Raw genomic sequence first — 11,411 nt, 5'->3', positions numbered from 1 at the left:
GACCGCTTCACCCCGCCGAAGGGCAGCGCCGGGTGCGAAGCGGTCATCCCGTTGATGAACACGCCCCCGGCCTCCAGGTCCCGCGCGCAGTGCGCCATCTCGTCCTCGTCCCGCGTCCAGACGTTCGAACTGAGCCCGAACGGGGAGTCGTTGGCGATCAGGATCGCGTCCTCCAGGTCCTCCGCCCGGTACACGGTCGCCACCGGCCCGAACGCCTCCTCGCGGTGGATGCGCATCTCGCGGTCGACGCCCGCGATCACGGTCGGCGGGTAGTACCAGCCGGCGCCACCGGGGCGCTCGCCCCCGCACAGGATGTCTGCCCCGCTGCGGCGCGCGTCGTCCACCAGTTCCTCCACGTCCGCCCGGCCCTGCTCGGTGGCGAGCGGCCCGACGTCGGTGTGGTCGTCCATGGGGTCGCCGACGGTCAGGTCCTTCATCCCGGCGACGAACTTCTCCAGGAACGTGTCGTAGACGTCCCGGTGCACGATGAACCGCTTCGCGGCGATGCAGGACTGCCCGTTGTTCTGCACCCGTGCGGTCACCGCGACCTCGGCCGCCCGGTCGAGGTCGGCGGAGGGCATCACCAGGTAGGGGTCGCTGCCGCCCAGCTCCAGCACGGTCTTCTTGATCATCTCGCCGGCCGTGGAGGCGACCGCGCGCCCGGCCGGTTCGCTGCCGGTGAGGGTGGCGGCCTTGACCCGCTCGTCCCGGAGGATCTCGTCGACGGCGGCCGAGCCGATCAGCAGCGTCTGGAAACAGCCGACCGGGAACCCGGCCCGCTGGAACAGGTCCTCCAGGTAGAGGGCGGTCTGCGGCACGTTCGAGGCGTGCTTGAGCAGGCCGACGTTGCCCGCCATCAGCGCGGGCGCGGCGAACCGGATCACCTGCCACAGGGGGAAGTTCCACGGCATCACCGCGAGCACCGGCCCCAGCGGCCGGTAGACCACGCGGACCCGCGAGGCGCCGGAGTCCTTCACGTCCGCCTCGTCCGGCACCTCGTCGGCCAGCAGGCGCTCGGCCCGCTCGGCGTACCAGCGCATCCCCTTGACGCACTTGGCGGCCTCCGCGCGGGCCTGCGCGAGCGGCTTGCCCATCTCGGTCGTCATGATCCGGGCGACCTCGTCGTTGTCCGACTCCAGCAGGTCGGCGGCCCGGTTCAGATGCTCGGCGCGCTCGGCGAACGACGTCGTCCGGTAGGTCCGGAAGGTGGCCTCGGCGAGCTGGAGCCGGCGCTCCACCTCGGCTTCGTCCATCGGTTCGAACGTCTTGACCGTCTCGCCGTTGGCCGGGTTCACCGTGGCGATGGGCATGGCTGACCTCCTGGTGCGGGGTGTGCGTCGACCTTCGCGCGCGGCGGGCGGCGCCGCAACGCTTCGATCCCCTGTTCAGCCCGAGTGCTCCGCCAGACGGTCCAGAAACGTGCCCTGTCCGGGGACCATCAGCGGCCTGGCCTCCTCGGGGGTGAACCAGGCCACCCGGTCCAGCTCCGGGAACTCCTGGACGCGGCCCGAGTGGGGCGGCCACTCCATGGTGAAGGTGCCGGGCGCGATCGTCGCCGGGTCGAGGTCGGCCTCCACCGCCCAGGCGGTGACGATCTTGCCGTTGCGCTGGGCGATCTCGCCCAGCGGCAGCGCGGGGCCGTCCGGCGGGGCGATGCCCGTCTCCTCCTGGAACTCCCGGCGGGCCGCGTCCCAGGCGGGTTCGTCCGCCTCGTACTCGCCCTTGGGCACCGACCAGGCCCCCTCGCCCTTGGTGGCCCAGAAGGGGCCGCCCATATGGCCGAGCAACACCTCCAGCCCTCGGTCGGTGTGGCGGAACAGAAGCAGTCCCGCGCTGCGCCTCGTCGCACGCACTGTCACGCCTTGACCTCCGGGTGGGCAGCGAGCAGGTCCTCCACCGTATCGGCGTCCTCGGGACGCTTGTCCTCGCGGTAGCGGATCACCCGCGCGAACCGCAGGGTGACCCCGGCCGGGTAGCGGGTGGAGCGCTGGAGCCCGTCGTAGGCGATCTCCACGACGAGTTCGGGGCGTACGGTCACGCCCCAGCTCTTCTCCTCCACCGCGAGTTCGCCGAGCCGTTCTGTCTGCCAGGCGAGCATCACGTCCGTCATGCCCTTGAAGGTCTTGCCGAGCATCGCGTAACCGCCGTCGGCCGTGCGGGCGGCCAGGTGGAGGTTGGAGAGCCTGCCGGTGCGGCGGCCGTGGCCCCACTCGGCGGCCAGCACCACCAGGTCGAGGGTGTGCACGGGCTTGACCTTCAGCCAGGACGCACCGCGCCGGCCCGCGCTGTACGGCGCGTCGAGCCCCTTGGCCACGATGCCCTCGTGCCCGCGCGCCAGGGTCGCGGCCGAGAACTCCTCCGCCGAGGCGGTGTCCTCCGGCCCGGCCACCAGCGCCCGGCGCACCCGCATCGGCTCCGGCACCAGCCGGGCCAGCTCCGCGTGCCGTTCGGCGAAGGGCAGGTCCAGCAGGTCCCGGCCGTCCACCGAGAGCGCGTCGAAGAAGACGGGGGAGACCGGGACCTCCTCGGCCGCTCTGGCCACGTCCACCCGCGAGCCGACCCGGCCGGCCGTCTCCTGGAAGGACCGGGGGCGCCCCTCCGGTCCGAAGGAGATCACCTCGCCGTCCAGCACGAACCGCTCGCCCGGCAGGTCCAGCGCCGCCGAGGTCACCTCGGGCAGCCGGTCGGTGATGTCGTCCAGCGTCCGGGTGTAGACGCGCACCGCGTCACCGTCCCGGTGCACCTGCACGCGGATGCCGTCGAGCTTCTCCTCCACCGCGCAGGCACCCAGCTTCTCCACCGCCTCAGCGACCGAGGACGCGCTGCGGGCCAGCATCGGCAGCACCGGGCGCCCCACCGTGAGCCGGAACTCGTCCAGCGCGCCGGGGCCCTTTGCGAGCAGCGCCTGGGCGACCGTCTGCAGCGAACCGGCCAGCATCACCGCCCGCCGCACCGTGGCCGGGTCGGCCTCCGTGGCGCGGGCCAGTCCCTCTGCCGCGAGCGCGTCCAGGGCGCCCTGGCGGACCTCGCCGGTCAGCAGGCCCCGCAGGAACCGCTGCTCGTCCTCGGTGGCCGCGCCCATCAGCTCGTCCACGATCCGTGCCCGCTCGGCCTGCGAACCGGTCCCGGACACCCCCGCCAGCTCGGTCAGCAGGGCGTCCACCCCGCGCACGGTGAGCGTGGGTCCGGCGGCGGGCGGCACCTCGCGGCCGAGCACCTTCCAGCCGACCCCGATCCGGCCCTGCGGCAGCCTTCCCGCGAGATAGGGGATGACCACGGGCACGTCGTCGGGCTCCGCGTCCCGGAAGAGTTCCGCGAGCAGATCCGTCTTGCGGGTCCGGGACGCCGTAGCGGCGACCTGACCCGACACCTCCGCGAGCCGAGTGAGCAGCATGCAGCATTGGTGCTCTGCGAAGGCCCCGCTCACACCTGCCGGATTGACAAACCACCTTGCCGAATCCGGCCTGCGTCGCGCCGGCCTGGAACTGCTGCCGCCCATCGCGCAGGCCCACCGGGTGCCGCTGGACGAGCTGGTCGGCGCCCCGCCGGTCGGTGACCCGCGCGTGCGGACCGAGCCGGTCAAGCGGGAGGGCCGCACCTTCATGCCCGCAGAGGCATCCGCTCCCCCTGCGGCCCGAACTCCACCGGCCCGTCCCACGCCGACCCGAACCTATGCGGTACGCGGGTGTCGAACTGGGCGGGGCGGCGGTCCGCGGGGGAGGGGTGAGCGTTTCCGTTCCCGGCACCTGTTCCCTGATCGGCAAGCGACCGCTTAGTATGCGCAGGACCCCGGTTCAGACGACGCAGTCCCGTGGAGGCCCGGCATGCAGGCATGGCAAGTGCACGAGAACGGCGAGCCGCGCGAGGTGATGCGCCTGGCGGAGGTGGAGCGCCCCACGCCCGGCGAGGGCCAGGTGCTGCTGCGCGTGCGTGCCGCCAACGTCAATTTCCCGGACGCCCTGCTCTGCCGGGGCCAGTACCAGATCCGGCCCCCGCTGCCCTTCACGCCGGGCGTGGAGATCTGCGGCGAGACCGAGGACGGCCGCCGGGTCATCGCCAACCCGGCGCTGCCGTACGGCGGTTTCGCCGAGTACGCGCTCGCCGACGCCCGTGCGCTGCTGCCCGCGCCCGAGGCCCTGGACGACGCCGAGGCGGCGGCCCTGCACATCGGCTACCAGACCGGCTGGTTCGGCCTGCACCGGCGGGCGTACCTGGAGGCGGGGGAGACCCTGCTGGTGCACGCCGCCGCGGGCGGTGTCGGCAGCGCCGCCGTCCAGCTCGGCAAGGCCGCCGGGGCGCGGGTCATCGGTGTCGTCGGCGGCGCCGACAAGGCGGCCGTCGCCCGCGAACTGGGTTGTGACGTGGTCGTGGACCGCCGCGCCGAGGACGTGGTCGCCGCCGTGAAGGAGGCCACCGGCGGCAAGGGCGCCGACGTGATCTACGACCCGGTGGGCGGAGAGGCGTACGCGCAGTCCGCCAAGCTGGTCGCCTTCGAGGGCCGGATCGTGGTCGTCGGCTTCGCCAGCGGTTCCATCCCGAGTCCCGCGCTCAACCACGCCCTGGTGAAGAACTACTCGATCCTGGGCCTGCACTGGGGCCTGTACAACACCAAGAACCCCAAGCTGGTGCTGCGCTGCCACGAGGAGCTGACCGAGCTGGCCGCGCGCGGCGCGATCAAGCCCCTGGTCAGCGAGCGCGTACCGCTGGCCGGGGCGGCCGATGCCGTGCAGCGGGTCGCCGACGGCGTGACCACCGGCCGGATCGCCGTCCTGCCGCAGAACGGAGCCACCGCATGACCAACACCGGTGAACTGCGCCGCCGTACAGCCGAGTTGCTGGCCGCGTACCCGCCCGCCACCACCGACCGCCTCGATTTCCTCCGGGCCCGCTTCGACGCCGGGCTCGCCTGGGTGCACTACCCGGAGGGCCTCGGCGGACTCGGGGCACCGCGTTCCCTCCAGGCCGTCGTGGACGAGGAGCTGGCCGCGGCCGGCGCCCCCGACAACGACCCGCGCCGCATCGGCATCGGCCTCGGCATGGCCGCGCCGACCGTGCTGCGCTACGGCACCGACGAGCAGAAGGCCCGCTTCCTGCGCCCGCTGTGGACCGGCGAGGAGGTGTGGTGCCAGTTGTTCAGCGAGCCCGGCGCCGGGTCCGACCTGGCCGCGCTCGGCACCCGTGCCGTGCGGGACGGCGAGGACTGGGTGGTCGACGGGCAGAAGGTGTGGACCTCCAGCGCCCATCTGGCCCGCTGGGCCATCCTCATCGCCCGCACCGACCCGGACGCCCCCAAACACGCGGGCATCACCTACTTCATCTGCGACATGACCGACCCCGGCGTGGAGGTCCGGCCGCTGCGCCAGATCACCGGCGAGGCCGAGTTCAACGAGGTCTTCCTCACCGGTGTCCGCATCCCCGACCGCCACCGCCTCGGCGAGGTCGGCGACGGCTGGCGGGTCGCCCAGACCACGCTGATGAACGAACGCGTCTCCATCGGCGGCATGCGGCTGCCCCGCGAGGGCGGCATGATCGGCCCGGTCGCCAAGACCTGGCGGGAACGCCCCGACCTGCGCACCCACGACCTGCACCAGCGGCTGCTGAAGCTCTGGGTCGAGGCCGAGGTGTCCCGCCTCACCGCCGAACGGCTGCGCCAGCAGCTCAACGCCGGCCAGCCCGGCTACGAGGGCTCCGGCATGAAACTCGCCTTCGCCCGCCTCAACCAGGAGATCAGCGGCCTGGAGGTCGAACTCCGGGGCGAGGAGGGCCTCCTGTACGACGACTGGACCATGCGCCGTCCCGAGCTGGTCGACTTCACCGGGCGCGACGCCGGGTACCGCTATCTGCGCTCCAAGGGCAACAGCATCGAGGGCGGGACCAGCGAGGTCCTGCTGAACATCGTCGCCGAGCGTGTCCTCGGCCTGCCCGCCGAACCGCGCACCGACAAGGACGTCCCCTGGAAGGACCTGGCCCGATGAGCACGCCGAACGCCGAGCCCGACCTCCTCTACTCCGAGGAGGAGGAGGCGCTGCGCGCCGCCGTCCGCGACCTGCTCACCGATCACTGCGGGCCCGCCGCGGTGATCGCCCGCACCGAGTCGGACACCCCGCACGACCCCGCCCTGTGGAAGCAGCTCACCGAGGGCATCGGCCTGGCGGGGCTGCTGATCCCCGAGGCGCGGGGCGGCCAGGGCGCCACGCACCGTGAAGTCGCCGTCGTGCTGGAGGAGTTGGGGCGGTCCGTGGCACCGGTGCCGTACCTCGCCAGCGCCGTGGTCGCCACCGAGGCACTGCTCGCCTGTGACGACGCCGAGCTGCTGGAGCGACTCGCCTCCGGCCGCACGGTGGGTGCCCTCGCCGTCTCCCTGACCACCGCGCCCGGCGCCCCCTTCGTCACCGCCCAAGTCGAGAACGGCGTACTGCACGGCGAGTTGGCCTCCGTGGCGGACGCGGTCGCGGCCGACGTACTGCTCGTCCCCGCCGACGACGGCGATCTCTACGCGGTCGCCGCCGACGCGGTCACCCGCACCCCGCAGATCCCGCTCGACCTCACCCGCCCGCTCGCCACCGTCACCCTCGACGGCGCCCCCGGCCGCCGCCTCGGCTCCGCCGAACCCGCCGTACGGCGTGCGCTGCGGGCCGGCGCGGGACTGCTGGCCTCCGAGCAACTGGGCGTAGCCGACTGGGCGTTGACCGAGACCGTGCGCTATCTGAAGGAGCGCAAGCAGTTCAACCGGCCGGTCGGCGGATTCCAGGCGCTCAAGCACCGGCTCGCCCAGCTCTGGCTGGAGGTGGTCAACCTCCGCGCGGCAGCCCGCGCCGCGGCCGACGCCCTCACCACCGGCCACGACACCGACCTGACCGTCGCCGTCGCGCAGTCCTACGCCTCTCCCGTCGCCGTCCGCGCCACCGAGGAGGCGCTGCAGCTCCACGGCGGACTCGGCATGACCTGGGAGCACCCCGTCCACCTGTACCTCAAGCGGGCCAAGGCCGACTCCCTCGCGTACGGCAGTGCGGGCGCCCACCGCGAGGCCCTCGCCGGCCTGGCGGACCTCCAGGCGCCCTGACACCACCCTTCCGGGGGACACGTCAGCGCCCCGGAACAACCCTCCGCTGCGCCACACTTGCGGCCGAACGCCGCACACCGGGCGTGGCGGAGGAGGTTCCGATGGCCGTTTCCATCTCAGTGGTGCTACTGCTCCTGATCCTGGCGGTGGTCTTCATGCGCAACGGCGCGCTGAAGATCTCCCACGCCCTGGTCTGCATGCTGCTCGGCTTCTACCTGGCCAGCACCAGCATGGCCCCCACCATCAGCAGCGGCCTGACAGCCACGGCGGACCTGGTGAGCGGGCTACGGCCCTGAGGCGGGACCGTCAGGTGCCGATCACGCGGGAGCGGATCAGGAAGCGGACGCCTTCGGGGGCTTCCAGCGAGAAGCCGCCGCCCCGGCCGGGGACCACGTCGACGATGAGGCGGGTGTGGCTCCAGAGGTCGTGCTGGGACTTGGACATCCAGAAGCCCACCGGTTCAGGGACGCCGTCCAGGGTCAGTTCGGCGAGGAGGACGTCGGAGGCGCCGGTGCGGAACTCGCCCTCGGGGTAGCACATGGGGGCGCTGCCGTCGCAGCAGCCGCCGGACTGGTGGAACATCAGCGGACCGTGCCGCTCGCGCAGCCTCCGCACCAGTGCGGCCGCCTCGGGCGTGAACTCCACGCGCTGACTCTCTTGCGTTTCCACGGTCACCGTCCAGGAAGAGCGGAGCGTCCGGCACCCCCAGTCTGGGGGCTCACCGGGAGGCAGTCCAGCGGTCGGCGACGACCCGCGCAAGCGGCCGGGGCCGGACCTCCCCGGTCCGGCCCCCGTCGCGGCGTGTCAGCTCCCGGCCTACGGCTTGGCCGGTTTCGGGGCACCGGCCGCCGCCGGAGGCTCCTGCACGTCCACGTCGCTCGCCCGCACATAGGCGAGCCGGTGGTCGAGCTGGATCTCGTAGTACTCCTCCTGCCCCTTCACCACCGGCGCCGGGGACTCGCCGAAGGAGGTCCGGTCCACGTAGGTGCCGTGCACGACGGACTGGGTCACGTACCGCTGGCCCTCCTCGATCGTGTACGGCAGTGGCGTCTCCTGCTGCTCGTCCATCCCCTCCGGGTACGCCGCCGCCTCGGGGAGCGCCCGTCCGAACACCGGGATCTCGTGGCGTCCTTCCTTCGGCGTGACCGTCCGGGCCCGCTCGCCCACGGCGGTCGGCTGGTTCTTCGGGTTCCTGAACCACGCCTTGTGGCCCTGGAACCAGATCGCCGTCCAGTCACCCTGCCGTCCGGCCACCGCGAACGTCTGGCCCGCCGACACCCGCGACCCCAGGTCGTTGACGTCCACCGTGGTGTCGTCGCCGTCCGGCTTGCGGCCCGGGTCCTGGATCAGTCCGGAGTCCTCGTTCGGCTCGGTGTGCAGCCGGACCGCGCTGGAACCGTGCGGCGCGCACCTCTCGCCGCTCTCCACGCATCCGGTGAACACCGGCCTGTGCTTGGCGTACTCCGGAAGGATCATCACCGTGTCGCTGTCCGGCCCCGCCGTCGCCTTCAGCGGCGCGCCCAGCAGGTCGAAGTAGTGCCGCCAGTCCCAGAACGGACCCGGGTCGTCGTGCATGTCCGGGATGGTGGCCTCGGTCGGCGCCGGCACGTTGTCGTGGCCGAAGATGTGCTGACGGTCCAACGGGATGTCGTACTTCTTCGTCAGGTACTTCACCAGCCGGGCGGAGGAACGGTACATCTGCTCCGTGTACCAGGCGTCCGGCTGGCGCAGGAAACCCTCGTGCTCGATGCCGATCGAGCGGCCGTTCACGAACTGGCTGCCCGAGTGCCAGGCCGCGTCCTTTGTCTTGACGTGCTGGGTGACACTGCCGTCGCTGGACCGGATCGAGTAGTGCCAGGACGCCTCCGTCGGGTCCTGGACGGTCAGCAGCATCGAGGCCATCGGCGCCTCGGTGTCATGGATGACGATGTACTCGATCCGCTGGTCCTTGGGCCGGTCGGCCAGGTCGTGGTTGCCGTACGCCTCCTCGTCGATCCGGACGTACGGCGCGCTCAGCCAGGAACACGACAGGTCCGCCGGGCACTCCACGTTCTTCGAGCGGGCCGCGCCCGCCGCCCCGGCGTTCGGGCGCACCCGGGGGCTCGCGGCCAGGACGACATGCTGACCCGCGTCCGTGACACGGTTCGCGCCTTTGCGGATGATGTCGAAGACATCGTTGGCGTAGGCCGCCGCGGAGCCCGCGTCATTGGAGCCCGGGAAGCGCGAGACCGCGTCCCACCAGTCGGCGGGGTCGGTGCTGAGCGGCTTGCCGAGCTGCTTCTGCGCCGCCGCGAGGAGGGCAGCGCCGCCGCGCACGTTGGCGGCGTCGTCGGTGCGCAGCCGCTCCATCGGGAGACCGACCAGATCGGCCGCCCGCCGCAGGTCGGCCGAGCGCTGAGCCTCCTCGGCGGCCTTCTGCGCCGGGGACGGGCTGGCCTTGCGCACTTTGGGGTGGGGCGTCACATGGTGCGGTGGGGTGGCGGCCGGCGGCCCGGCGGAGTCCACCAGGTGCATCGGCCCGTAGCCGCCGATGACGCTGGGCGCGCCCTGATGGGAGTCCCACCGGGACTGGAGGTAGGACACGCCCATCAGGACGCTGCGGGGGACGTGGAACTCCTTCGCCGCGGCGGTGTAGTCGTCCTGGAGGCGTTGGTCGTCGTAACCGCCGGAGTCGTCCACGCGGTCGATCAGCAAGGGCACCAGGAGCGCCGCCGACGCGGCGGTCACGCAGACGATCCGCCGATGCCCGCGCACGGCACTGGACAGGCGGGGGGCAACGCGTTTTCTCATACGGGTGGCTCCAACGAGGTTCGGCGCGGCCGGAACATGCGGCCAGGGCGCGAACCAGGGCGCGCCCCGCATGTCACCCCGCTCACGTTTCCTTGCCTCGCACGCGGCGTCGCGCCGAGCGTCACTGGCGTGGACGAGCCCCCGTGCTCAGGCCACCCGGTCGGCGGCAGCCGACCCCGCCGGGTGGGGGCGGCCCATCACCCCTCCTCTACCGGGTCCACCCGCCAGTCCGGTCGGCCCGGCATGGGCGGGGTGTGCGACCCGTACAGCCACGGGGTCAGAAAGCCCGTCAGGTCCTCGCCGGCCACCTTGGAGGCCAGCCCGACGAAGTCCCGGCTCCCGGCCACCCGTCCCCGATACGTCGTCACCCACGCCTTCTCGACGCGCTCGAAGGTCTCCGCGCCGACCTTCTCCCGCAGGGCGTACAGCACGAGCGCCGAGCCGTCGTACCGCATCTGCCGGAACAGGCCCTCCTCGTGCGGCTCGGCGGGGGCGCCGTCGTCGTGCCGCCACTGGTCGTGCTGCTCGTAGGCCGAGCGCATCATGTCCTCCAGGCTCGGGCCGCCCCGCGAGTCGGCGTACAGCAGCTCGTAGAACCGGGCGTGACCCTCACTCAGCCACAGATCCGACCAGCGGCGGATCGCCACGCTGTCCCCGGTCCAGTGGTGCGTCAGCTCGTGGACGAGATTGCGTTCGGCGGCGACCTTGTCCCCCAGCAGGTCCGCGCTCGGCACCACCGAGAGGGACTGCGTCTCCAGCGCCACCGGCAGCTCGGTGTCGCCCACCAGCACCCCGTAGCGCCGGAACGGGTACGGGCCGAGCCGCTGCTCCAGCCACGCGAGGTGGTCCGGCGTCAGCGCCCGGTACGCCTTCGTCTCCGCCACCAGCCCCGCCGGCACCACGTCCCGCAGCGGGAGCCCGCGCGGTCCGGTGCCGTCGACCACGTCGAACTTCCCGATGGCCAACTGGACCAACTGCGGGGCCACCGGATGCTCCGAGTCGTACGTCCAGCGGACCCGGCCGTCGCGCTGGGGGACGCGGGTGACGAGCCGTCCGTTGGCCACCGCGGTCAGGCCCGGCGGGGTGGTGACGTGGAAGGTGAACGGCGCGCGCAGGCTCGGGTGGTCGTCCGCCGGGAAGACCATCCGGGCGCCGTTCGGCTGCGGCGACAGCAGGGTGCCGTCCGCCGTCGGCACCCAGCCGTAGTCCTGGATCGCGTCGGTGCGGTGGCGCCGCTGGGTGGGGTCGGCGGTGTACGTGACCTTCACGCTGAAGGATCGGCCCCGCGCGAGCGGCTTCGCCGGGGTGACGACCAGTTCGTCGCCCTGGCGCGCCGTCTTCGCGGGCGCCCCGTCGACGGTGACGCCGCGCAGGGTGTTGCCCGCGAAGTCGAGGTCGAAGCGGGAGAGGGCCTGGGTGGCGGTGGCCCTGATCGTGGTGGCTGCGGCGAAGGGGGTTCTCGGCGCCTGCCAGTCGAAGTCCAGGGTGTAGCGGCGGACCGTGTAGCCGCCGTTCCCGTCCAGCGGCATGAGGGGGTCGCCGATGCCGGGGGCGCCGGG

The 11,411-nt window shown here is 72.7% G+C and carries 10 protein-coding genes and 2 pseudogenes; 5 read left to right on the top strand and 7 right to left on the bottom strand.

Features of this window, described 5'->3' with window-relative positions; all coding sequences use genetic code 11:
• The 3 genes from CCN33_RS04615 to CCN33_RS04605 all read right to left on the bottom strand — a co-directional run.
• A partial coding sequence (locus tag CCN33_RS04615) for an NADP-dependent succinic semialdehyde dehydrogenase (protein ID WP_086691375.1) occupies positions 1 to 1,310 on the bottom strand: 1,310 nt, incomplete at its 3' end.
• Positions 1,311 to 1,385: 75 nt separating this feature from the next.
• A complete protein-coding gene (locus CCN33_RS04610; RefSeq protein WP_086691373.1) occupies positions 1,386 to 1,859 on the bottom strand; it encodes an NUDIX hydrolase in 474 nt (157 codons plus the stop codon).
• A complete protein-coding gene (locus tag CCN33_RS04605; RefSeq protein ID WP_086691371.1) occupies positions 1,856 to 3,394 on the bottom strand; it encodes an ATP-dependent DNA ligase in 1,539 nt (512 codons plus the stop codon). Before CCN33_RS04605 ends, CCN33_RS04610 begins: the two co-directional genes overlap by 4 nt.
• A 61-nt stretch (positions 3,395 to 3,455) precedes the next feature.
• Here CCN33_RS04605 and CCN33_RS32785 point away from each other — a divergent pair.
• Positions 3,456 to 3,608, top strand: a pseudogene (locus CCN33_RS32785) (XRE family transcriptional regulator); the annotation flags it as partial.
• Here CCN33_RS32785 and CCN33_RS32780 read toward each other — a convergent pair.
• A pseudogene (locus tag CCN33_RS32780) lies at positions 3,601 to 3,699 on the bottom strand (XRE family transcriptional regulator); the annotation flags it as partial. The pseudogenes CCN33_RS32785 and CCN33_RS32780 overlap by 8 nt on opposite strands.
• Positions 3,700 to 3,824: 125 nt before the next feature.
• On the opposite strand from CCN33_RS32780, the gene CCN33_RS04595 reads away from it, so the two are divergent.
• The 4 genes from CCN33_RS04595 (at position 3,825) to CCN33_RS04580 (ending at position 7,358) form a co-directional block, all read left to right on the top strand.
• Entirely contained in the window at positions 3,825 to 4,796 is a 972-nt protein-coding gene (locus tag CCN33_RS04595; RefSeq protein WP_086691367.1) for an NADPH:quinone oxidoreductase family protein, read from the top strand.
• Positions 4,793 to 5,974, top strand: a complete 1,182-nt coding sequence (locus CCN33_RS04590) for an acyl-CoA dehydrogenase family protein (RefSeq protein ID WP_086691364.1) — start codon at positions 4,793 to 4,795, stop codon at positions 5,972 to 5,974. The genes CCN33_RS04595 and CCN33_RS04590 overlap by 4 nt, the downstream gene beginning before the upstream one ends.
• A complete protein-coding gene (locus CCN33_RS04585; RefSeq protein WP_086691362.1) occupies positions 5,971 to 7,062 on the top strand; it encodes an acyl-CoA dehydrogenase family protein in 1,092 nt (363 codons plus the stop codon). The genes CCN33_RS04590 and CCN33_RS04585 overlap by 4 nt, the downstream gene beginning before the upstream one ends.
• A gap of 101 nt (positions 7,063 to 7,163) precedes the next feature.
• Positions 7,164 to 7,358, top strand: coding sequence for a hypothetical protein (locus CCN33_RS04580; RefSeq protein WP_030809112.1), 195 nt, complete (start codon positions 7,164 to 7,166; stop codon positions 7,356 to 7,358).
• Between the two features lie 10 nt (positions 7,359 to 7,368).
• Here the strand turns inward: CCN33_RS04580 and CCN33_RS04575 are convergent, their stop codons facing one another.
• The 3 genes from CCN33_RS04575 to CCN33_RS04565 all read right to left on the bottom strand — a co-directional run.
• A complete protein-coding gene (locus tag CCN33_RS04575) occupies positions 7,369 to 7,707 on the bottom strand; it encodes a DUF779 domain-containing protein (RefSeq protein ID WP_244173659.1) in 339 nt (112 codons plus the stop codon).
• Between the two features lie 171 nt (positions 7,708 to 7,878).
• Positions 7,879 to 9,852 (bottom strand): N-acetylmuramoyl-L-alanine amidase, encoded by a 1,974-nt coding sequence (locus CCN33_RS04570; protein ID WP_086691358.1) that lies wholly within the window; start codon positions 9,850 to 9,852, stop codon positions 7,879 to 7,881.
• A 197-nt stretch (positions 9,853 to 10,049) separates the two neighbouring features.
• Positions 10,050 to 11,411 (bottom strand): M1 family metallopeptidase (locus CCN33_RS04565; protein WP_244173657.1); only part of this gene is annotated, 1,362 nt, incomplete at its 5' end.

It is taken from the genome of Streptomyces recifensis (assembly GCF_002154615.1).
GTDB lineage: Bacteria > Actinomycetota > Actinomycetes > Streptomycetales > Streptomycetaceae > Streptomyces > Streptomyces griseoluteus.
The sequence above is the reverse complement of the archived record's forward strand: the minus strand, read 5'-3'. Positions and strand labels throughout refer to the sequence as shown.

What these genes read in the sequence shown, in the direction of transcription:
- CCN33_RS04605 (WP_086691371.1), bottom strand. Translation starts at nt 3,394, where the DNA reads ATGCTGCTCACTCGGCTCGCGGAGGTGTCGGGTCAGGTCGCCGCTACG.
- CCN33_RS04595 (WP_086691367.1), top strand. Translation starts at nt 3,825, where the DNA reads ATGCAGGCATGGCAAGTGCACGAGAACGGCGAGCCGCGCGAGGTGATG.
- CCN33_RS04590 (WP_086691364.1), top strand. Translation starts at nt 4,793, where the DNA reads ATGACCAACACCGGTGAACTGCGCCGCCGTACAGCCGAGTTGCTGGCC.
- CCN33_RS04585 (WP_086691362.1), top strand. Translation starts at nt 5,971, where the DNA reads ATGAGCACGCCGAACGCCGAGCCCGACCTCCTCTACTCCGAGGAGGAG.
- CCN33_RS04580 (WP_030809112.1), top strand. Translation starts at nt 7,164, where the DNA reads ATGGCCGTTTCCATCTCAGTGGTGCTACTGCTCCTGATCCTGGCGGTG.
- CCN33_RS04570 (WP_086691358.1), bottom strand. Translation starts at nt 9,852, where the DNA reads ATGAGAAAACGCGTTGCCCCCCGCCTGTCCAGTGCCGTGCGCGGGCAT.